Annotated in this window: 19 protein-coding genes and 1 pseudogene; 10 read left to right on the top strand and 10 right to left on the bottom strand. The window is 60.9% G+C overall.

All coding sequences use genetic code 11. The features are described 5' to 3' along the window. Positions 1-62: 62 nt before the first annotated feature. Positions 63-1265, top strand: a complete 1203-nt coding sequence (locus GYH29_RS12195; RefSeq protein WP_019102934.1) for an acetyl-CoA C-acyltransferase — start codon at positions 63-65, stop codon at positions 1263-1265. A gap of 80 nt (positions 1266-1345) precedes the next feature. Here GYH29_RS12195 and GYH29_RS12190 read toward each other — a convergent pair whose 3' ends face one another. After that, positions 1346-2803 carry a PilZ domain-containing protein gene (locus GYH29_RS12190; protein ID WP_232060394.1) on the bottom strand — a complete coding sequence of 486 codons (1458 nt, stop codon included), beginning with the start codon at positions 2801-2803 and terminating at the stop codon, positions 1346-1348. Positions 2804-2964: 161 nt separating this feature from the next. On the opposite strand from GYH29_RS12190, the gene GYH29_RS12185 reads away from it, so the two are divergent. The 3 genes from GYH29_RS12185 to GYH29_RS12175 all read left to right on the top strand — a co-directional run bounded on the left by GYH29_RS12185 (position 2965) and on the right by GYH29_RS12175 (position 7345). Further along, positions 2965-5226, top strand: coding sequence for a patatin-like phospholipase family protein (locus tag GYH29_RS12185; protein ID WP_161523821.1), 2262 nt, complete (start codon positions 2965-2967; stop codon positions 5224-5226). 278 nt (positions 5227-5504) lie between these two features. Further along, positions 5505-6434: an esterase/lipase family protein gene (locus tag GYH29_RS12180; protein ID WP_019102223.1), complete on the top strand. Its 930-nt coding sequence runs from the start codon at positions 5505-5507 to the stop codon at positions 6432-6434. After that, complete coding sequence (locus GYH29_RS12175) at positions 6431-7345, top strand: lipase secretion chaperone (RefSeq protein WP_019102224.1); 915 nt, start codon at positions 6431-6433, stop codon at positions 7343-7345. Before GYH29_RS12180 ends, GYH29_RS12175 begins: the two co-directional genes overlap by 4 nt. Before the next feature lie 8 nt (positions 7346-7353). Here the strand turns inward: GYH29_RS12175 and trpC are convergent, their stop codons facing one another. The 3 genes from trpC to bluB form a co-directional block, all read right to left on the bottom strand. Continuing rightward, positions 7354-8160: an indole-3-glycerol phosphate synthase TrpC gene (trpC, locus tag GYH29_RS12170; protein ID WP_118267785.1), complete on the bottom strand. Its 807-nt coding sequence runs from the start codon at positions 8158-8160 to the stop codon at positions 7354-7356. A gap of 79 nt (positions 8161-8239) precedes the next feature. Then, positions 8240-8752 carry a prolyl-tRNA synthetase associated domain-containing protein gene (locus tag GYH29_RS12165; RefSeq protein ID WP_118267783.1) on the bottom strand — a complete coding sequence of 171 codons (513 nt, stop codon included), beginning with the start codon at positions 8750-8752 and terminating at the stop codon, positions 8240-8242. Between the two features lie 59 nt (positions 8753-8811). Next, complete coding sequence (gene bluB / locus GYH29_RS12160; protein ID WP_019102227.1) at positions 8812-9450, bottom strand: 5,6-dimethylbenzimidazole synthase; 639 nt, start codon at positions 9448-9450, stop codon at positions 8812-8814. A gap of 440 nt (positions 9451-9890) precedes the next feature. On the opposite strand from bluB, the gene GYH29_RS12155 reads away from it, so the two are divergent. Continuing rightward, on the top strand, positions 9891-11345 hold the full coding sequence (locus GYH29_RS12155) for an aminoacyl-histidine dipeptidase (RefSeq protein WP_161523820.1): 1455 nt from the start codon (positions 9891-9893) through the stop codon (positions 11343-11345). A 127-nt stretch (positions 11346-11472) separates the two neighbouring features. Then, positions 11473-12681 (top strand): MFS transporter, encoded by a 1209-nt coding sequence (locus GYH29_RS12150; protein ID WP_161523819.1) that lies wholly within the window; start codon positions 11473-11475, stop codon positions 12679-12681. Positions 12682-13012: 331 nt separating this feature from the next. On the opposite strand, the gene GYH29_RS12145 is transcribed toward GYH29_RS12150, so the two are convergent. From GYH29_RS12145 to GYH29_RS25110, 3 genes and pseudogenes are all read right to left on the bottom strand, one after another. Next, positions 13013-13811 (bottom strand): IS5 family transposase gene (locus GYH29_RS12145; RefSeq protein WP_161523837.1). Its coding sequence is split into 2 segments (ribosomal slippage): positions 13013-13546 and positions 13548-13811, totalling 798 coding nucleotides; the frame shifts between segments, so codons are not numbered across the junction. A 108-nt stretch (positions 13812-13919) separates the two neighbouring features. After that, positions 13920-14290, bottom strand: a pseudogene (locus GYH29_RS25115) (transposase); the annotation flags it as partial. Beyond that, positions 14277-14627, bottom strand: coding sequence for a transposase (locus GYH29_RS25110; RefSeq protein ID WP_332086351.1), 351 nt, complete (start codon positions 14625-14627; stop codon positions 14277-14279). The pseudogene GYH29_RS25115 and the gene GYH29_RS25110, both read right to left, overlap by 14 nt. 200 nt (positions 14628-14827) lie before the next feature. On the opposite strand from GYH29_RS25110, the gene pheA reads away from it, so the two are divergent. The 4 genes from pheA to aroF all read left to right on the top strand — a co-directional run bounded on the left by pheA (position 14828) and on the right by aroF (position 18191). Then, entirely contained in the window at positions 14828-15901 is a 1074-nt protein-coding gene (pheA, locus tag GYH29_RS12135) for a prephenate dehydratase (RefSeq protein ID WP_043590587.1), read from the top strand. An 81-nt stretch (positions 15902-15982) separates the two neighbouring features. Further along, on the top strand, positions 15983-16564 hold the full coding sequence (locus GYH29_RS12130; protein WP_174243640.1) for an LOG family protein: 582 nt from the start codon (positions 15983-15985) through the stop codon (positions 16562-16564). Between the two features lie 18 nt (positions 16565-16582). After that, complete coding sequence (locus tag GYH29_RS12125) at positions 16583-17152, top strand: hypothetical protein (RefSeq protein ID WP_181248042.1); 570 nt, start codon at positions 16583-16585, stop codon at positions 17150-17152. A gap of 22 nt (positions 17153-17174) precedes the next feature. Beyond that, positions 17175-18191: a 3-deoxy-7-phosphoheptulonate synthase gene (gene aroF / locus GYH29_RS12120; RefSeq protein WP_161523818.1), complete on the top strand. Its 1017-nt coding sequence runs from the start codon at positions 17175-17177 to the stop codon at positions 18189-18191. 69 nt (positions 18192-18260) lie between these two features. Here the strand turns inward: aroF and GYH29_RS12115 are convergent, their stop codons facing one another. The 3 genes from GYH29_RS12115 to GYH29_RS12105 all read right to left on the bottom strand — a co-directional run bounded on the left by GYH29_RS12115 (position 18261) and on the right by GYH29_RS12105 (position 21500). Next, positions 18261-18905 carry a TetR/AcrR family transcriptional regulator gene (locus GYH29_RS12115; RefSeq protein WP_019102235.1) on the bottom strand — a complete coding sequence of 215 codons (645 nt, stop codon included), beginning with the start codon at positions 18903-18905 and terminating at the stop codon, positions 18261-18263. A 97-nt stretch (positions 18906-19002) separates the two neighbouring features. Continuing rightward, positions 19003-19869, bottom strand: coding sequence for a mechanosensitive ion channel domain-containing protein (locus GYH29_RS12110; protein ID WP_019102236.1), 867 nt, complete (start codon positions 19867-19869; stop codon positions 19003-19005). 20 nt (positions 19870-19889) lie between these two features. Then, positions 19890-21500, bottom strand: coding sequence for a peptide chain release factor 3 (locus GYH29_RS12105; RefSeq protein WP_019102237.1), 1611 nt, complete (start codon positions 21498-21500; stop codon positions 19890-19892). Positions 21501-21554: the final 54 nt, after the last annotated feature.

Genomic DNA, 21554 nt, shown 5'->3' with positions numbered 1-21554 from the left:
GCCAGATGAAAGGCCGCTTGATCGCCGCAAAGCCGATCAGGCGACCGACAGGAGAATTGAAAATGAGCAAACAAGTACAAGAAGCTTACATCGTCGCCGCCACCCGCACGCCGGTGGGCAAGGCTCCGCGCGGCATGATGCGTCATGTGCGCCCGGACGATATGCTGGCGCACGTGATTACCGGCGCGCTGGCCCAAGTGCCGAATCTGGACCCGAAACTGATTTCCGACTGCGTGGTGGGTTGCGCCTTCCCGGAAGCGGAGCAGGGTCTGAACATGGCGCGTATCGGCGTGCTGTTGGCCGGTCTGCCCAATACCGTGGGCGGTATTACGATTAACCGTTACTGCTCGTCCGGCATCAACGCCGTGCAGATGGCCGCCGACCGCATCCGCTTGGGCGAGGCCGACGTGGTGATCGCCGCGGGAGCCGAGTCGATGTCTCTGGTGCCGATGATGGGCAACAAGGTGTCGTTGAACCCGGAAATCTTCGCCAAGGACGAAAACTACGGCATTGCTTACGGTATGGGTCTGACCGCCGAGAAAGTGGCGCAGCAGTGGGGCGTGTCGCGTGAAGATCAGGACGCGTTCGCTGTGGAGTCGCACCGTCGCGCGCTGGCCGCGATTGACGGTGGTAAGTTCAAGAGCGAGATTACTCCGCTGGAGGCGACGTATCGCACGCCCAACCTGGAAACCGGCGAAGTGGCCGTTAAAACCCGAGTTCTGGACACCGACGAAGGTCCGCGTCGCGAGACCACGCTGGAGGGCCTTGCCAAGCTGAAGACAGTGTTCGACGCCAAGGGCTCGGTCACCGCCGGCAACTCTTCGCAGATGTCCGACGGCGCCGGCGCGGTGATTCTGGTGTCCGAGCGCGTGCTCAAGGAGTTCAAGCTGACGCCGCTGGGTCGCTATGTCACTTTCGCGGTCAAGGGTGTGCCGCCGGAAATCATGGGCATTGGCCCGAAAGAGGCGATTCCCGCCGCTTTGAACCAGGCCGGTTTGAAGCAGGACGATCTGAAGTGGATTGAACTGAACGAGGCGTTTGCGGCTCAGGCTTTGGCGGTGATCCGTGACCTGGAGCTGGATACTTCCAAGGTGAATCCGCACGGTGGCGCCATCGCACTGGGCCATCCGCTGGGCGCCACCGGCGCTATCCGCACCGCCACCTTGGTGCATGGCATGCGCGACGCCGGCCAGAAGGGCTATGGCATGGTGACCATGTGCATCGGCACCGGCATGGGCGCCGCCGGGATCATTGAAGTGCTGTAAGCAGGATTTACCCGCTTAAAAAACCGGCTTGCAATCGCAAGCCGGTTTTTTATTGAGTGCCGTCGGGCGGCGGGCGAGGCTTAATCCACTTTGGACAGGGTGTCGAAGTCGCTGTGGCTGCAGTCTTCGTATTCGTGCTGCGGGGCTTTGAGGCGGATCTGGTAGGACTTGCCTTGCGCCGCCAGCACCAGTTGCTTGTCCGGCTGCGTTAGCGCCTTGGGCATCAGAAAGTAGCGTTGGCCTTTGCGGGAGTTGGGCTGGGTGATGTAGATGGCGGTGGAGGGCGGAGAGTCCGAGTGCTCCGGATCCAGCAGCGATACGCCGACGGGATTTTGTCCCAGGATTTCTATGCCTACCTTGGTGCCGTTGCTCTGGCGCAGGATGCGGCGGATCACACCCAGCAGTTGAGGGTGGTTGTCCGCTTTGACCAGGATGACGCGGCCGATGGCCAGTTGCTCAACCGCCTTGCCGATGAAGGTGAGGCCCATGCCGGTGGAGCTGATGTCGTTGATGCGCCAGTCGCTTGCGCGCTCGGTATCCTGTGTTGGCACGTCCTGAACCTTGACCTGATAGGCGACGCGTTCAAAGCCGATGCTGACATGGGCGTTGGACGCGTGAAGGGAACGTTCGGACTTGCGTAGTGACTTGCCGCCGTCGGTAGACCAGCGAATGGCCAGTTTTTCGCATAGAATGGCCCATTCCTCGCGTTCCAGGTTGCCGTCCATGGCCTCCAGAGCGGGAGGGGTGCGTCTGTCCAGGTCAAACATCAGATCCGCCAGCCGGCTGGTGATTTCGTAAGCGGACCAATAGCGGTGCCATTTGCCAGCCATGCCGCGCAGCATGGCCTGCGGTGGTTCGGGCATCGACAGGTTGTACACGAAAATAGGTTCTTCCACCGGAGGTTGCTTGTCTAGCGGAATGCCCTGGCTCAGCATCATCAGCAATTGGTCGACCGCGACGATTTCCTTGTGCAGCATATTGTCGGTCTGCGCAAGGAACAGCATTCCGGCCTGAATTAACAACTGCTCGCAGCTGAATTCATCCGGACTGTTCAGATAAAGCTTGATAGGCTGCCGGGAAAAGCCGCTTTCCTCCGCCTGGCTGAAAAAGCGGAAACCGTTTTGCCACGCTGCGCCTTCCGGCTTCAGATAGCGCAGCGAATTCCAGGCGATCAGCCGCATCTGATGATGCAGGCCGCGGATGGTGACGATGCGGATTTCGTCTTCCGGCACCGCGTTGGGGTGGCTTTTGTACAGCCGCAGGCAGATTTGATAGGCGGTGGACAGTTCGTGCCAATAGGCCAGAATGGTGGGAAGATAGCCTTTGCTGCCGCCTTTGGACTGTAAATAGTCCTGGCACAGCTGACGGTGGATATTGTTGGCCTTGTCGTCGACGTAGACCAAGGTTTTGACGCGCTCTTTCAGCGATATCTCGGTGTCGGTATTGATTTTGGCGACGGCTTTGATGATTTCCACTAGGGCGCCGAAATACTCGGCTTCAGGCAGGTCGCGCACTAATAGGGTTGCGGACTGCGCCACTTCGGAGGCAGTCGTGTTTTTGTTCAGTAGGGAACTGACAAGTGATTTGAAGTCAAACATTTAGCCCGGCTTTATAGGAAATTATGTTTTCATTGGCATATCGCTATATCTTACGCCACGCGCAGGCGTGGGTGAAACGGTAATTCTCATTATTTACCCATATGCTTACAAATAACAATCGCAGGAATCGGCGACAGTCGCTGGCTGCGCTGCTGTTGCTCGGGGTTTTGTCGCAAACGGCTAGGGCGGACGGCACGGAAGAGCTTGGCGTTTATCCGCCGCAGGGCGTGGGTTTGGTGTTGGGCGGCGGCGGCGCGCGGGGCTTTGCCCACCTGGGCGTGCTGAAGGAGTTGGAGCGTTTGCGGATTCCCATCACCTGTATCGCGGGAACCAGCGCCGGAGCCCTGATTGGTGGTATTTATGCAAATGGCTTGCCTTTGGCTCAGATGGAACACGAGTTCGACGCCGCTGATTGGGACGCCTTGTTGTCCGGCAAGCCGACGCGGGCGGACGTGCCGTACGACCGCAAGCGCGATGATTACAAGAACTATCTGGACATCACCTTCGGTCTGAAAAAAGACGGGCTGAAAGTGCCGCGCAGTGCGATCAACTCGCAGGAAATCGAGCTGTACATCCATAAGCTGACCCGTGACCGCGTGGTGGGCAGTTTCGATCAGCTTCCCATCCCGTTCCGCGCCGTTGCCACAAATCTGGCAACCGGTGAGCCGGTGGTGTTTTCCCAAGGCTCGCTGGCGCGAGCGCTGCGTGCCAGCATGGCGGTGCCGGGATTGTTCGATCTGATCGAGGATGACGAGGGCCGCTTGCTGGTGGACGGCGGTTTGGCGCGCAATCTGCCTATTCAGGATGTTAAAGGCCGTTGCGCGGACCGGGTGATCGTTGTGGATGTGTCCACGCCGCTGATGAAGGCGAAAGAGATCAACAGCCTGTTCGACGTGGTGGCACAGACCTCCAATCTGATGGTCAGCCGCAACGCCAAGGAACAACTGCGCAAGCTGGACAAGCGCGATCTGGTGATCAAGCCGGATCTGAGTGGCTATACCTCGGCCTCCTTCAGCGAGCACCAAGCCATCACTCAGCGAGGGGAGGAGGCGGCCAAGGCGCTGGCCAAGCAGTTGTCGGCCTATTCGGTATCCGAAGAGGAGTACGCGGCGTGGAAACGCCGGCTGGTACGGCCGCATTTCCCCTTGATCGACAAAATCCAGGTGGAGGGCAAGCCCGGTCAGTTCACCAAGCCGGAGCAATTGGCCAAATCGCTGGCCTTCTCCTCTGTGGTGGAGCCGATCAGCAGCGCCCAGTCCCGCTTGCGCGGCGTGTTCGCCGGAGGCGATTACGACCGGCTGACCTACCGCGTGGACAATGTGTCCGGCCGCAATGTGATGACGGTGTCGCCGCTGGAACGCAGCATTGGCCCTAACTTCCTGCGTTTTGGCTTGAACCTGAACAGCGCGACGCCGGGCGAGAGCAATTTCAACTTTTTGGCCTCGCATGAATGGCGCAACGCCAACAGCGCCGGCGGCGCCTGGCGCAACGATGCGTCCATAGGCCAGAACAAGCTGTTCAAGACCGAGTGGTACCAGCCGCTGTACGAGGGCAGCCCGGTATTCGGCGCCGCGTCCTTGGGCTATCGACAGGACTTTCTGCCGATTTATAACGCTGACCATTCGTTGAACACGGAGTGGAATAATGATGTGGGCAGCGTGCGTCTGGATGGCGGCGTGGCTTTGGGGCAGTACGGCGAATGGCGGATTGGCGCGTACCGGGACGATAATCACTTCGGTTCGAGAGTATCTTGGTTTCCCGGCTTCGTGCCGTCAAACTTTCGGGATACCGGGGTGGGCACCAGCCTGATAGTCGACCAGTTCGACAACCCGCGCTGGCCGCGCTCCGGCTACTTCTTCAGTGGCCGGTTGACCAAGAGCATTCCGTCCTGGGGAAGCGATGTCAATCTGACCAGTTACAATACGACCTTGGAGTACGCCAAGACGCTGGGCAGCATCACAATAAGGTTGAGCGCCAAGAACAAGGGAGCTTTGAATCTCAAGGACAGAGAGGATGCTCAGACCTTGCCCAGATCGCTGGGCGGCTTTTTGAACCTGAGCGGTTATCAGGAATCCGAACTGATCGGCGATCGCTCGTCTCTTTTCCGCTCCATGCTGTATTGGCGAGCGTCCAGCCTGCCGTCCGCCATTGGATCTGGCGTTTACGCTGGCATCTCGATGGAGCTAGGCAAGATTTGGGGCCGAGTGCGGGCTGAAGATTTAACGTCGCAAGATACTAACTGGATCCCCGCCGGCTCGGTTTTCCTGGCCGCGGATACCATTATCGGGCCGTTCTTCGTCGGCGTCGGCACGGCGAAGGGCGGCAAGCCCACTGCCTATCTGTACTTGGGTTCCGACTACTGAACGAAATCCGAGCTGAGCTTGGGCAAACCAAAAACGCTATATGGCTGCAGCCATATAGCGTTTTTTATTGGCTGCTGTTTGTTTAGTCAGCTGATTTCTAATCTTTTGGACGGTTGAATTTATAAGTTGTTGTATTTTCTGTTGTTGATATGTGACGTAAAAATACAAACGTTTGAATAATTCTGGTGTTTTCAGCAGCTTTCCCCTATTAACAATCTTGGGCATGCAAATAAGAGCAAATACTCAGCCCGTATTTCATCGACTAGAGGAGAAACACCATGAAGAAGTTGCTTCACGGAGCATTGCTGTGTCTGGGACTATGGCTGCCGCTGTCCGTGGCTTACGCCGCTGGCGGCTATACCCAGACCCGCTATCCCATCGTGCTGGTGCATGGTTTGTTCGGCTTCGGCCAATTGCTGGGAGTGGATTACTTCTACCAAGTGCCGGCGGCTTTGCGTTCAGACGGCGCGCAGGTGTTCGTGGCCGAAGTGTCCGTGCTGAACAGCAACGAGGCTCGCGGAGAGCAGTTGTTGCAGCAGGTGCAAAAAATCATTGCCATTACCGGCGCCGCCAAGGTCAACTTGATCGGGCATAGCCAGGGCGCGCCAACGGCACGCTACGTGGCTGGGGTGAGGCCGGACCTGGTGGCATCGGTTACATCGGTGGGCGGCGTCAACAAGGGGTCGGTGGTGGCCGACATCGTACGAGGCGTGGCGCCTTCGGGCTCGGTGTCCGAGGCCGTGGCGGTTGCCGTGGCGAAGGCTTTGGGCACGGTCATTCAGTTCTTCGCCGGTACTTCAGGCCAGCCGCAATATCCGGTGGGCGCCTTGGATTCCTTGACCACCGCGGGCTCCGCCGCTTTTAGCGCCAAATTCCCGCAAGGGGTCCCGGCCAGCGCTTGCGGCGAGGGGGATTACCAGGTCAACGGCATCCGTTATTACTCTTGGACCGGCTCGGCCACCGTCACCAATATTCTGGACCCGCTATCGGTGCCGATGGGGGTGCTGGGCCTGGCTTTTGGTTCCACGCCCACCGATGGCCTGGTCAGCGCTTGCTCGGCGCGGCTGGGGCAGGTGATCCGCGACAATTACCGGATGAACCATATGAATGAGATCAACCAGAGTTTCGGCCTGGTCAGCTTGTTCGAGGTCAGTCCGGTGAGTTTGTATCGGCAACAGGCCAACCGCTTGAAGAATACGGGGCTATGATGCGGCGCGCCTGGGTAGGCTGGGCTTGCGCGTTGTTGTTGGGCGGGCTGGTCTGGCTGGGGCGGCCTGGCGCTGATGAGGCGGCGGCCCAGGCCGGCGGCTCCGCGCCGCAGGCGGCGCCGTCGTTGCGCGGCACTCAGGTCGACGGCCGGGCGAGCGCGGAGGCGAGCGGGGCGCTGAGGGTGGACGCGGAACTGAGACGCTTGTTCGATTACCAATTGGCGGCGTTGGGGGAGCGAGATCTGCCCGCGGTCCGCAAGGCGGTGCAACAGGCCTTGCAGGCGCAATTGAACGGAGCGGCCCTGAAGCAGGCGCTGGAGTTGTTCGACCGCTATGTCGCCTATCGTCGTGCTTTGAGCGATGGCAAGGCGGCGGCGGGCGGCGTGGCCGAGCGTTTGCAGCAGATGAGGGCGCTGCGTTTGCAGTTCCTGTCGGAGAGGGAAGTGGCCGGCTTGTTTGGAGAGGAAGACGTTTACGACGACTTCACCGTCAAACGGTTGCGCATTGCCGCCGACGTCAGCCTGAGCGCCGAGCAGAAAGCCGCGCGGCTCAAGGCCTTGGAGGCGGGCTTGCCGGCTGATCTGCGCGCGGCGCGCTTGGAACCGGTCAAGCACTTGACCTTGGCCGAGGCGGAGGAGGCTTTGCGGAAGAAGGGCGGCGGCGAACAGGAGCTGTACGCCTTGCGCGCCGGCATGGTGGGCCAGGCCGCCGCCGATCGTTTGTCGCAGTTGGATCGCGAGCAAGCGCAGTGGCAGTCCAGGGTGGAAGCTTACCGCTTAGAGGCGCAGCGCTTGCAAACGGTTGCCGGTTTGGACGCCGCGCAGAGGCGGCAGGCCTTGGCTGGCTGGCGCGCCCAGCGCTTCAATCCGCAGGAGCAATTGCGGCTGGACGCTATCGTCCCGCCGCAATAGCCGGCGGCTTAGCGGTTTTCTTCGTTCTGAAACAGCCGGGAGAGACCTTCTCCCGGCTCTTTTTCCCGCATGAAGGCTTCGCCCACCAGGAAGGTGTGGACCTGGTGGCTGCGCATCAGCCGCACGTCGTCGATGGTGGCGATGCCGCTTTCCGTGATGGCGATACGGCCGTTCTCAATTTGAGGCAGCAGTTTCAGCGTGGTGGCCAGGCTGACTTCGAAGCTGCGCAGATTGCGGTTGTTGACGCCGATCAGTTCTGTTCTTAATTGCAGAGCCTGTTCCAGTTCGTCTGCGTCGTGCACTTCGGCCAGAACCGCCATGCCCAGTTCCATCGCAAGGGATTCCAACTCGCGCATCAGCGGCAACTCCAGCGCGGCGGCGATCAGCAAAATGCAGTCGGCGCCCATCGCGCGGGCTTCGTACACCTGATAGGGGTCGACGATGAAGTCCTTGCGCAGCACCGGCAGGCGGCAGGCGGCGCGGGCGGCCTGCAAATAGGCGGCGTCGCCTTGGAAATACTGGCGGTCGGTCAGTACCGACAGGCAGGCTGCGCCGTGTTCGGCGTAGCTGGCGGCGATGTCGGCAGGACGGAAGTCCTCGCGGATCACGCCTTTGCTCGGGCTGGCTTTCTTGATCTCGGCGATGACCGCGGCTTGGCCCAGCGCGTGTTTGGCGCGCAGCGCGGCGACAAAATCGCGACGATCGCCGCTGAGCGCTTCCGCGGCGGCGCGCACCGCGCTCAGAGGCCGCTGCGGCAAGGCTGCGGCGATTTCTTCGCGTTTGGTGGAAATGATGGTGTTGAGTATGTCTGACATGCTTGAGTCTGCAATCCGGCCAAGTCCAAAGAAACGACCATCATGCAGGAACAGCCGTGGCGTTGACAAGCCGCGTCGTTCAGTCCTGCTCTGCTGGGTTTTGTCTGCGGGGCACTTCGACGATGCGCGGCGGGTGGCCGGTCAGGTCCAGAAAGCGCATCAGCTCGTCCATGGGCAACGCCAGCGTGCTGGTATTGACCAGCGGATGGCAAAGGATGGCGTCCCGGCAGCTCAGCGCCTGATCAATGACGACGGCGACCTGGCGGTCGCGGTCATTGATGGCGGCCAAAAGCGTCACCGAGCCCGGCGTCAGGCCCAAGCAACGTTGCAGGCGGTCAGGCGAGGCGAAGCGCAGGCCTTTGAGTTCCAGCAATTCGCCCAGGGCCTTGATGTCGACCCCAGCGTCGGCAGGCACCGCCAACAGCACATGCTGGCGGCCCTTGGCGTCGCATAGAAACAGGTTTTTGCATTCCGCGCCGGGCAGGCCGGGCGCTAGGCGCGCGGCTTCTTCGCAGGTGTAGACCGGGGGATGGTCGAAGCGCTGGCGGCGGATCTGGTGCTGGTCGAGAAAGTCGTACAGAGCATGTTCCATGCTTCGCAGGCTAGCATGACGGCGGCGGGGGCTTCAATGGCCGCGCCGCTAGCTTTGGCTCAGTCGCGCCAGCGGTCTTCAAACACCAATTGCTCCAGAGGCTGGCGGCTGGCCCACTTCTCTTGTTCCAGCATGGGTTGGGCGTAAAACTCGGCGACGTGGCCAAGACACAGCACGGCAATGGGTTTTGCGCCCTCCGGCATGCCCAGCAGCGCGGAGAGCGCGGCCGGATCGAACAAGGACACCCAGCCCATGCCCAGGCCTTCGGCGCGGGCCGCCAGCCACAGGTTCTGGATGGCGCAGGCCACTGAGGCCAAGTCCATTTCCGGCAGAGTGCGGCGGCCGAACACATGGCGTTCGCGGCCATCCATCAGCGCGGCTACCAGCACTTCGCCGCAGTCGCGGATGCCTTCCACTTTCAGGCGCAGGAATTCCGCCTGGCGCTCGCCCAATTGATCCGCGGTGCGCAGGCGCTCGGCGTCCACCAGTTTGCCTATTTCCTCGCGCAGGCTGCGGTTAGCGATGCGGATGAAGCGCCACGGCTGCATATAGCCGACGCTGGGCGCGTGGTGGGCGGCTTCGAGCAGCCGTCGCAGCAGGGCCGGGTCTACCGGGTCCGGCAGAAAATGGCGCATGTCGCGCCGTTGTTCTATCACCCGGTAGATGGCGGCGATGTCTTGATCGGGATAGCGGTGCATGGGGAGGCCTTTCTAAAGAACCTGTTCGAGATCTGCTGCGCTTCAGCAATACGGTGTGAAACACAAGCTCAAATGTTCATGAGCTCAAATGTTCATGCATCGCATGGCCATTTCTCTTTTCAAGCGGTTTCATCCTGTCTTGCTCCAGATTACGAGACTTTGAACAGGCTTTGGCAAACGGACGAGAGGGATTTTCAGTGTCGGAGGATAGCGGCTTTGTCACAGCTGGCAAATAGCATGGCGCCGCTTGCAGGAGGACTCATGACTTCGGTCAAGCGATTCAGCGGATTAGACGCTTTTGGCATGAGTTTCCCACATGACGCCGCGCATGCGGGCGTGATAAAGTGGACAGTCTGAATTCCAACGTTGCCGCGCCGGGCGCGGCGCGTTCGGCCATAGCCCGAACCGCTATCGCATCTTGATGATTTAGAGGACTTTCCGTGACCCGAATTGCAGAACTAGAACCCAAAGTCGTCTGGGAGCATTTCCAGACCTTGTGTGAAATCCCGCGTCCGTCCAAGCATGAGCAGCAATTGCGCGATTACCTGAAGGGGTGGGCGGAACTGCGCGGCCTGGACACCGTGGTGGACGAGGTCGGCAACCTGATCATTCGCAAACCGGCGACCCCAGGCTACGAAAACCGCATCGGCGTGGTGTTGCAAGGCCATCTGGACATGGTGTGCCAGGCCAACACCGGCACCGAGCACGACTTCTTCAAGGATCCGATTCGTCCGGTGCTGCAAGACGGCTGGCTGGTGGCGGAAAACACCACGCTGGGCGCCGACAACGGCATCGGCGTGGCGCTGGGCATGGCGGTGCTGAATAGCGAGGACGTGCCGCACGGGCCGATCGAGGTGTTGCTGACACTGGATGAGGAAGCCGGCATGGGCGGCGCGCTGGGCTTGGGTACCGGCCTTTTGCAAGGCCAGTATCTGATTAATATCGATACCGAAGAGTGGGGCGAGTTCTACATGGGCTGTGCCGGCGGCGTTGATGTCAACGTCAGCCGCAGCTATGCGAGCGAGGCGGTGCCCGCTGGCTATCAATCCGCCAGCCTGGTGATCAAAGGCCTGCTCGGCGGTCATTCCGGCGCCGATATTCATCTGGGTCGCGGCAACGCCAACAAGATTCTGATTCGTCTGATCCGCGAGCTGGAAGCGGAAACCGATCTGCGCGTGTCTTCGTTCAAGGGCGGCACCGCGCGCAACGCCTTGTCGCGCGAGGCTTTCGCCGTAGTGGCTTTCCCGGCCGCGGATGCGGACAAGGTGGCGGCCAAGCTGGATGCGTTCCAGAGCCTGATGCGTTTTGAACTGGCTGGCGTCGACGAGGGCGTCACCGTGGTGCAGGAGCGGATCGAGCTGGGCAAGGTGATGTCGCGCGCGGATCAAGGCGCGATCTTCGCTGCTTTGCACGCGGCGCCGCATGGCGTCAAGCGCATGAGCCAGCGCGTCCAGGGCGTGGTGGAAACCTCCAACAACCTGGGCGTGGTGGTGGTGGAAGAGGGCAAGTTGTTCGCCAACCTGATGGTGCGCTCCTTGCTGGATTCCGGTACCTGGATGCTGGCGCGCGAGGTGGAAAGCCTGTTCCTGTTGGCCGGTTGCAAAGTCGAGATGGAAGGCGGCTACCCGGGCTGGGCGCCTAACCCGCAATCCAAGCTGCTGGCCTTGTTCCAGCAAGTCTATGCACGCGAGTTCGGCGACGAGGCTCAGGTGCAAGTGATCCATGCCGGCCTGGAGTGCGGCATCTTGGGTTCCAAGTATCCGGATATGGACATGGTGTCCTTCGGGCCCAACATCCGCGGTGCGCATGCGCCGGGCGAGCGGGTGGAGGTGGAGTCAGTGGGCAAGGCCTGGCATTTGCTGAAGGCGGTGTTGGCTGCGGTGCCGGCGCGCTGAATCTCTGTTAGCTAAGGTTTGAAGCGAATACCGGCCAGCGTTAGCTGGCCGGTTTTGTATTGGTCGAGCCGGTTTTGCCCTATGATCACAACAGCCGCGCCGCTGTTATTTCGCATGGAGACTAGCGATGAACGATTCCATCAAGCGATTGCTGCTGACCGGCGGCCTGATTGTGTCGCTGGCCATGGGCATACGCCATGGCTTTGGTTTCTTCATGCCGCCGATGACCCAGGCCTTCGGCTGGAGCCGGGAAGCCTTCGCCTTCGCGCTGGGCCTGCAAAACCTGGTATGGGGCCTGGCTCAACCCTTCGCCGGCGCGCTGGCGGACAGGCATGGTTCCGGCAAGGTGCTGCTGGGCGGCGCCTTGCTTTATGTCGCCGGCCTGGCTTTGATGACGGTGTCCGGCACACCCTTGCTGTTTTCTCTGTCGGCCGGCGTCTTGCTCGGTCTGGCCTTGTCCTGTGTCACTTATAGCGTGATTTTTGGCGTGGTGGCGCGCAGCGTGTCGCCGGCTTACCGTTCGCGCGCGATGGGCATCGTCGCGGCGGCGGGGTCTTTCGGCCAGTTTGCGATGATCCCGGTGGAGCAAGGCTTGATCGACGGCCTGGGCTGGCTGCCGGCGTTGCTGATCCTGGCCGCTTGCGCCGCACTGATGCTGCCCTTGTCCGGTTGGCTGGCGCGCGAGGACCGGCCGGCGCAAACCGCCGCGGCCCAGCATTTGTTGCGCGGGATGGCGGACACCTTCGCCGCCGCCTGGGCGGAACGCGGCTTCCGTCTGCTGATGGCCGGCTATTTCGTCTGCGGCTTTCAGGTAGTGTTCATCGGCGTGCATCTGCCGGCCTATCTGCGCGACCACGGCTTGGGCGGCGGCACCGCTAGTCTGGCGCTGGCCTTGATCGGCCTGTTCAATATATTCGGCACCATGGCCTTTGGCGAGCTGGGCAGCCGTTGGTCAAAGCCCAGCCTGCTCAGTTTCATTTACCTGATGCGCAGCGTGGTGATCGCGGTTTTTCAATTGCTGCCGCTCAGCGGCGTTTCTGTGGCGGTGTTCGCCGCCACGATGGGTTTTTTGTGGCTGTCCACGGTGCCGTTGACCAATGGGGTGATAGCCGGCATGTTCGGCGTGCGTCACCTGGGTCTGCTGTCCGGCGCGGTGTTTTTCTCGCACCAGGTGGGCAGTTTCCTGGGGGTGTGGCTGGGTGGGGCGCTCTATGATTTGCTCGGCAATTACGATCTGGTATGGGTGCTGGCGATAGCCCTGGGCCTGCTGGCCGCCGCGGCCAATCTGCCGGTGCGCGAAACGCCGTCGGCGAGTTTCGCCAAGGAGGACGCATGAGAGCCTTGCTGCTGTCCGTCGGCGCGGCGCTGCTGTTGGCCTGCTTGACCGGGATGTATCTGCGCGCCGATTTCGTGGTGGACCTGGCCAACCGGGTATGGACTTGTTTTGGCTAAGAACCTGTTCACGAGCTGCTGCGCGTCGGCGGGAGAGTTAGACAGAGGCGTTGAAACCCGCTTCGAAATACCCATGGGGCGCGTATGCATTCCACTTGCCCAGTGCTTTTCGTTTTGCTTCGACGTAAGTCGCGAGGCTTTGAAGAGATTCTAAGAACCTGTTCAAAGTCTTTTGAGTAAGAACGTGTTTACGATCTCGCGAGCTAAGAGCCTGTTTACGATCTCCGGAGCAATAGAGCCAAGAAAGCCAAGTGGATGAACTGCAAGCTAGTATTCAGCTTCCGCTCGCAGTTCTTCCACAGCCTTCTGCTCTTTTCCAACCAAGCGAAGCTGCGCTCAACAATCCATCGTTTGGGCATCACCTTGAACGTATGCAGCTCGCTTCTCTTCGCGATCTGTACCGTCACATACCCACCCAGAATCTCCCGCACTCCCTGCGCAAAGGGCTGACCTATGTAGCCGCTGTCGCACAGCAGGCTTTGCACCCGCTTGAGCCCACTCTGGCAACGTGCCAGCGCTTTGAGGGCTCCTTTGCGATCCGTCACCTCCGCTGTAGTCACTGCTACCGCGTGCGGTAAGCCCTGGGTATCCACTACGATATGGCGTTTGATGCCTGATATTTTCTTACCCGCGTCGTAGCCTTTTAACCCCGCTGTATCAGTGTTCTTCACGCTCTGCGCGTCGACGATCAAGAGCGTGCTTGAGGCGTTCCGCCCCAGTTTCTCTCGGGCCACGCCAACCTGATTTTTTTAATGCCAGCTCCAACACGCTTACGCCGTACAAGTCAGGTTCGGTCCATTTGCGCCAATACGCATAGACGTTCTGCCACTTGGGAAAGTCAGGCGGTAGATAGCGCCACTGACAACCTGTGCGCAGAAGATAGAGCACTGCGCAGAACACTTCATACAGATCCAGCTGTACCGGTTTAGTGTTACGTCGGACGCCACGCAGCAGCGGCTCTATCTGAGCAAACTTTTCTCGACTAATGTCGCTTGGGTAGGATTTTCTCTTCACTCGCCCATTATCGCTCACAAAAAGATCGTAAACAGGTTCTAAGAGCCCCAAGAAGGCCAGATGGATGAACTGCAAGCTGGTATTGAGCTTCCGCTCGCAGTTCTTCCACAGCCTTCTGCTCTTTTCCAACCAAGCGAAGCTGCGCTCAACAACCCAGCGTTTGGGCATCACCTTGAAGGTGTGCAGCTCGCTCCGTTTGGCAATCTGCACCGTCACGTCCGCCCCAGAATCTCGCTCACGCCTTGAGCAAAGGGTTTGCCAACATAGCCACTATCCGCCAGCAGGCTCTGAGCCCCAATCAATCTGGATTTACATTGCCGTAGCGCCTGTAGCGCCCCTCTGCGATCCGTTACCTCCGCTGTAGTCACGGCCACCGCATGTGGCAGGCCCTGCGTGTCCACCACAATATGGCGCTTGATACCCGAGACCTTCTTACCTGCGTCGTAGCCTTTTAATCCTGCGGTATCAGTGTTCTTCACGCTCTGCGCGTCCACGATCAAGAACCTGCTGCAAGCGCTCCGCCCCAGTTTCTCTCGGGCCGCGCCAACCTGATTTTTTTAGCGCCTGCTCCAGCAGGCTGCCCCCTTCACGCGGCTCACTCCACATGGTGAAGTACGAATGGACGGTACGCCATTTGGGAAACGCTTCAGGAAGCATTCGCCATTGGCAGCCGCTTCGGAGCAGGTACAGCACGGCACAAAATACTTCATACAAGTCCACTCGACGGGGGCTTGTTCTTTTACGCGCACTTTCCAGAAGTGGTCTGATCACTTCAAATTGTTCGCGACTGATATCACTTGGGTAGCTTTTTCTCACCTCTGGATTTTCTCACACTACGCTACTACTCAGAGACTTTGAACAGGTTCTAAGAGTTGGTTGGTCTCTTGCGTTTTATCGCGACAAAGGCTTGCGAGCGTGGCTCATCTCGCGGAAACTGGGTGTTTCGGGAGCCGCGTGTTCAAACTTGGACGCGCGCGTCTCTACAGGATGCATGCAATAGAGAAAGACTGGAAGCCGTGTCGGAACATTTACTTAAACAGCACCGCGACGCCATCGACAACATCGATGTGGAAATCCTCAATCTGCTGAACCAGCGCGCCACTCACGCGCGTGAGATCGGCGAGATCAAAGGCGGCGGCATCATCTATCGGCCCGAGCGCGAGGCGCAGGTGCTGCGCCGCGTCAAGGAACTGAATCCCGGTCCCTTGCCGGGCGAGTCGGTGGCGCGCTTGTTCCGCGAGGTGATGTCCGAATGCCTGGCGCTGGAAAAGCCGCTGTCCATCGCTTACCTGGGGCCGGAAGGCACCTTCAGCCAGTTGGCTACGCTTAAGCACTTCGGCCATGCCGCGCGCACGGTGGCCTGTAGTTCGATCGACGAGGCTTTCCGTTTGGTGGAGTCGCGTGGTCTGGATTACGTGGTGGCGCCGGTGGAGAATTCCACTGAAGGCGCGGTGGGCCGCACGCTTGACCTGATGGTGACCAGTCCGTTGAAGATTTGCGGCGAAGTGGTGCTGCGCATTCACCACCATTTGCTGCGCAAAGTGGAGGGCCTGGACGGCATCCGTCGCGTCTACGCGCATGCTCAGGCGCTGGCGCAGTGTCATGAGTGGCTGAACAAGAATCTGCCGGAAGCGGTGGAGCGGGTGTCGGTGGCCAGCAACGCCGAAGCGGCGCGGCTGGCGGCCGAAGACGAGGGCGCGGCGGCGATCGCCGGTCAGGCCGCGGCTGAGCGCTACGCGCTGTTGAAGCTGGCGTCCAATATCGAGGACGAGCCCAACAACACCACCCGTTTCCTGGTATTGGGGCTGCAAGACGTGGGCGTGACAGGCCAGGACAAGACCTCGGTGGTGGTGTCGGCGCCCAATCGTCCGGGTGCGGTCCACCAGTTGCTGGCGCCCATCGCCGGCAACGGGGTGTCGATGAGCAAGTTCGAGTCGCGGCCGTCGCGCGCGGGTTTATGGGACTATGTGTTCTTCATTGATATGGAAGGGCATCGAGACGACGCCAATGTGCAGCAGGCGCTGGCGGGGCTCGCCGAGTGCACTTCCTTTGTCAAAGTGCTGGGCTCTTATCCGCTCGCGGTGCTTTGAATTTTAGGATGAGGATGCAAGCGGGCCGCGCAGCGGCCCGTTGTGTTTTTGACGTTAATGTTTGATAGGGGAAAAATAAGAATGAAAGCTATCTGCCTGTTTTGCGGCTCCAACAAGGGGATCAAGCCGGAATACGAAGCGGCCGCCCGGGACTTTGGCCGCACCTTGGCCGAACAGGGCATCACTCTGGTCTACGGCGCCGGCAAGGTCGGCCTGATGGGCGTGGCCGCGGACGCCGCGCTGGCGGCTGGCGGCAAAGTCATCGGCGTGATTCCGGAGTTTCTCAAGGCCAAAGAAGTGGCGCATACCGGCTTGACGGAAATTCATGTCACCGAAACCATGCACCAGCGCAAGGCGCTGATGGCGGAGTTGTCCGACGGCTTCATCGCGCTGCCGGGCGGCTTCGGCACCTTCGACGAATTATTCGAGATCTTGACCTGGGGTCAGTTGTCCTTGCACGGCAAGCCGGTGGGGCTGCTGGACGCCGCCGGCTATTATCAGCCCTTGCATCGGATGATGGAGCACGCGGTGGCGGAGGGCTTCGCCCGTCCCGGCAATATGGATCTGTTCCGCATCAACGAAGACTTGCCTGCGCTGTTGTCGGATATGCGCGCTTACCAGCCGCGGGAGGTCGCCAAGTGGCTGGACCTGGGCAAGGCTTGAGTCGGCGCTGAAGTCAAGATGCGGGCGAGAGAAACGGCGGCGCAGGGCTGGCGCCGGCTGAAACGGGTGTTGACCTGGCCGCTGGCCTTGCTGGCGGCCTTGATCATCCTGTTCGAAGAGTACGCCTGGGACGAGCTGTCCGCCGCGCTGGGGCGCTTGGCGGCCTGGCCGCCGCTGGCTGCGCTGGAGCGGCGCATCGCCGTCTTGCCGCCGTGGGCTGCCCTGGCGATATTCGCGCTGCCGGCGGCCTTGTTGCTGCCGGTCAAACTAGCGGCGCTGTTCCTGATCGGGCGGGGGCACGCGCTGCTGGGCGTGCTGATTATTCTGCTGGCCAAGGTGGGAGGCACCGCGCTGGCGGCGCGGTTGTTTACGCTGACCCGGCCGACGCTGATGCGAGTGTCCTGGTTTGTGCGGCTGTATAATGGCTTCGTTTACTGGCGCGAGCGAATCTTCGAGCGCTTGCGGGCCTCGGCTCCGTGGCGGCTGGCGCATGCGCTGGCCGGGTTTGTCCGGCGCGGCGCGCAGCGGCCGTCGTTCTGGTCGCGGCTGGGGCGTCGTTTGGCTGGGCGTTGGCGCAGGCGGTCATGAAGGGTTTTGAACGGGATAGCGGATGATCATCATCATGAACCGGCTGGCGCCGGAAAACGAAGTGGCGGCCGTGGTGGCCAAGATACGAGGCGCGGGGCTCAGCGAGCATGTGTCGCGCGGCGCGGAGCGCACCATCATCGGCGCGGTGGGGGACGAACGCAGCTTGTCGCCGGAAATGTTCGAGTCGATGCCGGGGGTGGAGCGGGCGATGCGGGTGGTGCGCGAGTACCGCATCGTCTCCCGGGAGACTCACCCGCAGAACAGCGTGGTGCAGGCGCGAGGTCTGTCCTTTGGCGGCGAAGCCTTGCAGGTGATTGCCGGACCGTCCGCGGTGGAGTCGGCACAGCAGATCGCGCAGGCCGCAACGGCGACGCGGGCCGCCGGTTGCCGGTTGCTGCACGGCGGCGTGTTCAAGCAGCATCCCAGCCCTTACGGCTTCCAAGGCCTGGGGGTTGAGGGCATTGAGCAGTTGATCGCAGCCGGCCGCGCCGAGGGGCTGCCGGTGGTGTCCGAGTTGGCCGATGTGCGCATGCTGGACGTGTTTTTGGAGCAGGGCGTGGACATCATCCAGATTGGTTCGCGCAGCATGCAAAACGTCGAACTGTTGAAGGAGGTGGGGCGCTTGAACAAGCCGGTTATCCTTAAGCGCGGCGTTGCCGCGACCTTGGGCGACTGGTTGATGGCCGCCGAATACATCGCCGCCGGCGGCAATCACAACATTGTGTTTTGCGAGCGCGGCATTCGTAGTTTCGAGCCGGCCTATCGCGCCACGCTGGACGTCAGCGCGATTCCCTTGCTCAAGCGCGAAACCCATTTGCCGGTGATTGTCGACCCCAGTCACGCCGCTGGCAAAGCCTGGTTGGTGCCGGCGCTGGCCAAGGCGGCTTTGGCCGCCGGTGCGGACGGCCTGCTGCTGGACATGCACCCGCAGCCGGAGGCCGCTTTGTGCGAAGCCGATCAGGCCTTGACGCCGGAGGGGCTGGCCGCGCTGATGGCGGAGCTGCGGCCCTTGGCGGAGGCCTTGGGGCGCAGTCTGTAATTGGATTCCAAGCGTCGATGCATGAAAAAAGCCGCGTTTACGCGGCTTTGCTTTTTCCGGTGTCGGCGATCAAACCTTGTGGCGTTCACACAGCGCGCGGAAGGCGCCCATATACTGATCCTGCACATAGGGTTTGAGCAGGGCCAGCACCTGCAGCACGCCACGGTGGCCGGATTCCTCGGTGATCGGCGCCTTGGGGCGCGCGGTTTGTTCGAAAGCGAACCAGAACTTCACCACCAGCCAGATATTGATGCTGACCGGTTCGATGTCTTCCTCGTCCATTTCCAGCAAGCCCAGGCGGATGAATTCGCGGAAGTGCTCGGCCAGGATGTTTTTCAATTCGGTGTTGACGAACTGATGGTACTCCGACTGCATTTGCGGGTTGCGCGCCAGCATGCCCGGCAGGTCGTAGAACATGAAGCGGAACTGCCACATTGCCAGGAAGGCGGTATCCAGGTAGTTAACCAGATCGTCCACCGTCATTTCTCGGTTTTCCGGCACCGCCAGGCGCTGATTGATGAACTCGCGGTACATCAGGAAAATTTGATAGACGATCTCTTCCTTGTTGCGGAAGTGGTAGTACAGGTTGCCCGGGCTGATCCCCAGATGCGCGGCGATGTGATTGGTGGTGATGCTGCGCTCGCCCTGTTCATTGAACAGCTTGAGGCTCTCCTGGATGATGCGGTCGTAGGTTTTGATTCTGTTTTTGCTCATGATGCGCTTGGGCTGTTCAATGACATTCGCGATGCGCCATTCTAACGCAAATTTGGAGTTCTTGCTCTAATTATTTGCGCCCGGACCGCCTGTCGTCTCAGGCGAGGGCGGCGGCGTCCTGCTCCGGAAAGCATTGCGCCAGAAAGTTGTGCAAGATGGTCTGTTCGATACGATGCCGGTCGCGGGCCGGAATTGCGATGCGCAAGATCAACTGATAGCGTTTTTCGTCCATCGGTTGCAGCGCGATGCGCGGCTCCACCGACGGAATGTCCACCAGATTGCGCTTGGCCATGTCTTCCATGTGCTGGCGCGCCACTTCCAGGTGAGGCTGGCAGGACTCTTCCGCCGCCGCCATCAAGAGGCGCTCGGCGCGGATGGGCGGCACGGTGTAGGCCATGGGGACGTTGACGATGTGCATCACGTAGTCGCCCATGTAGTTTTCGCGTATTACCGGCGTGGACAGCAGCAGGCTGTTGGGGAAGGTCAGCGCCCGTCCGGTCATCTGGTGCGAGCTGTGGTTGGGGCCGATCTCCATCACCGTGGTGGACAGCAGGCCGATGTCCACCACCCGGCCGCGCACCGCGCCCACTTCGATGTGGTCGCCCAGGCTGTAGCTGTTGGAGGTCTGGCGGACCAGGCCGCCGGACAGGCACATGATCAATTCCTTGGTGGCCAGGATCAGCGCGGCGGCGAAGGCCAGCATCGACACCGCGATGGTTTGCAGCTCGCTGGCCCAGATCAGGCCGATGCCGGCCAGGCCGGAGACGAACAGGATGTTGCGGGTGTTCACCGACCAGCGCCGTTTCGACTCGATCGCTATGCTGTTGTTGGCCGCCAGCAGCCGGTCCACCACCAGGCGGATGATCAGCAGGGCGGCGATCAGGATCAGCGAGCGCGCTATCTCGTGCGAGTAGTTGTCGCGCAGATAGCTTATCAAGTCGAACAGGGTGGCCTTGGGCTCCATGGCGGGGGTCGGTTTCAGCTTCAGTCGTTGAGTTTGACCGCGTGTTCGCGGGTTTCGTGGAATACGATGTCCGGCCAGCGTTCCTGAGTCAGTTGCAGGTTGACGCGGTTGGGGGCCAGGTAGGCGAGGTTGCCGCCGGCGTCGGTGGCGATGTTGATCTGCAGCGCCTTGACGAACTCGTCCAGCTTCTTGCGATCGTCGCAGCTGAACCAGCGCGCCGACCAGATGCTGGCGGATTCGAACACCGCGTCCACGCCGTATTCGGCCGCCAGTCGCGAGGCCACCACTTCAAACTGCAGCACGCCCACCGCGCCCAGGATCAGGTCGCCGCCGCTGTGCGGCTTGAATACTTGCACCGCGCCTTCCTCACCCAGCTGTTGCAAGCCTTTTTGCAGCTGCTTCAGCTTCAAAGGGTTTTTGATGCGCACGCCGCGGAACAGTTCCGGCGCGAAGAAGGGGATGCCGGTGAAGGTCAGCTCCTCGCCCTCGGAGAAGCTGTCGCCGATCTGGATGTTGCCGTGGTTGGGAATGCCGATGATGTCGCCGGCGAAGGCCTCTTCCACGATCTCTCGGTCGTGAGACATGAAGGTCACCACGCTGGAGGCGGCGATGTCGCGGTTCAGGCGCAGGTGCTTCATCTTCATACCGCGCTCGAACTGGCCGGAGCACACGCGCAGGAAGGCGATGCGGTCGCGGTGCTTGGGGTCCATATTGGCCTGGATCTTGAACACGAAGCCGGAGAACTTGCCTTCGGTGGGCGCGACTTCGCGCACGGTGGCGTCGCGCAGCTGCGGCGCCGGCGCCCAGTTGATCAGCGCGTCCAGGATTTCGCGCACGCCGAAGTTGTTGATGGCGGAGCCGAAGAACACCGGCGTCAGCTCGCCGGCCAGGAATTCGTCCAGATTCCACTCATTGGACGCGCCCTTGACCAGCTCGATCTCCATGCGCAGTTGTTCCATTTCCAGCGGGAACAGCTGGTCCAGGCGCGGGTTGTCTATGCCCTTGATCACTTCCACGTCGGTGATCAGTTTTTCCGCGCCCGGTTCGAACAGGATGACCTCGTCGTTCAGCAGGCTGTAAACGCCGCGGAAAGCCTTGCCCATGCCGATGGGCCAGGTGATCGGCGCGCAACGGATCTTCAGCACGCTCTCCACCTCGTCCAGCAGCTCCAGGCTGTCGCGCACCTCGCGGTCGTACTTGTTCATGAAGGTGACGATGGGCGTGCTGCGCAGCCGGCAGACGTTCAGCAGCTTGATGGTCTGCTCCTCCACGCCCTTGGCGGCGTCGATCACCATCAAGGCGCTGTCCACCGCGGTCAGCACGCGGTAGGTGTCTTCGGAGAAGTCCTGGTGGCCCGGGGTGTCCAGCAGGTTGACGGTGTGGTCGCGGTACTCGAACTGCATCACCGAGGACGCCACCGAGATGCCGCGCTGCTTCTCGATCTCCATCCAGTCGGAGGTGGCGAACTTGCCGCCTTTCTTGCCCTTGACGGTGCCGGCCATCTGAATGGCGCCGGAGAACAGCAACAGCTTTTCGGTGAGCGTGGTCTTACCGGCGTCAGGGTGGGAGATGATGGCGAAGGTGCGGCGGTGGGACACTTCTTCGGCGATGCGGGCGAGTTCGGCGGACATGGGATTGCTTGTATTGGAATTCGATAAAGCCGGGTATTTTACCGGACTTGCCTT

It is taken from the genome of Chromobacterium haemolyticum (assembly GCF_009936155.1).
Taxonomy (GTDB): domain Bacteria; phylum Pseudomonadota; class Gammaproteobacteria; order Burkholderiales; family Chromobacteriaceae; genus Chromobacterium; species Chromobacterium haemolyticum.
This window is presented reverse-complemented; position numbering and strand designations above follow the sequence as displayed.

Coding starts and splice junctions, on each gene's coding strand:
- GYH29_RS12165 (WP_118267783.1), bottom strand. CDS start 8,752: ATGGAACATGCTCTGTACGACTTTCTCGACCAGCACCAGATCCGCCGC.
- GYH29_RS12185 (WP_161523821.1), top strand. CDS start 2,965: ATGCTTACAAATAACAATCGCAGGAATCGGCGACAGTCGCTGGCTGCG.
- GYH29_RS12110 (WP_019102236.1), bottom strand. CDS start 19,869: ATGGAGCCCAAGGCCACCCTGTTCGACTTGATAAGCTATCTGCGCGAC.
- GYH29_RS12130 (WP_174243640.1), top strand. CDS start 15,983: ATGAAAGCTATCTGCCTGTTTTGCGGCTCCAACAAGGGGATCAAGCCG.
- aroF (WP_161523818.1), top strand. CDS start 17,175: ATGATCATCATCATGAACCGGCTGGCGCCGGAAAACGAAGTGGCGGCC.
- GYH29_RS12125 (WP_181248042.1), top strand. CDS start 16,583: ATGCGGGCGAGAGAAACGGCGGCGCAGGGCTGGCGCCGGCTGAAACGG.
- trpC (WP_118267785.1), bottom strand. CDS start 8,160: ATGTCAGACATACTCAACACCATCATTTCCACCAAACGCGAAGAAATC.
- GYH29_RS12175 (WP_019102224.1), top strand. CDS start 6,431: ATGATGCGGCGCGCCTGGGTAGGCTGGGCTTGCGCGTTGTTGTTGGGC.
- bluB (WP_019102227.1), bottom strand. CDS start 9,450: ATGCACCGCTATCCCGATCAAGACATCGCCGCCATCTACCGGGTGATA.
- GYH29_RS12195 (WP_019102934.1), top strand. CDS start 63: ATGAGCAAACAAGTACAAGAAGCTTACATCGTCGCCGCCACCCGCACG.
- GYH29_RS12105 (WP_019102237.1), bottom strand. CDS start 21,500: ATGTCCGCCGAACTCGCCCGCATCGCCGAAGAAGTGTCCCACCGCCGC.
- GYH29_RS12180 (WP_019102223.1), top strand. CDS start 5,505: ATGAAGAAGTTGCTTCACGGAGCATTGCTGTGTCTGGGACTATGGCTG.
- GYH29_RS12115 (WP_019102235.1), bottom strand. CDS start 18,905: ATGAGCAAAAACAGAATCAAAACCTACGACCGCATCATCCAGGAGAGC.
- GYH29_RS12150 (WP_161523819.1), top strand. CDS start 11,473: ATGAACGATTCCATCAAGCGATTGCTGCTGACCGGCGGCCTGATTGTG.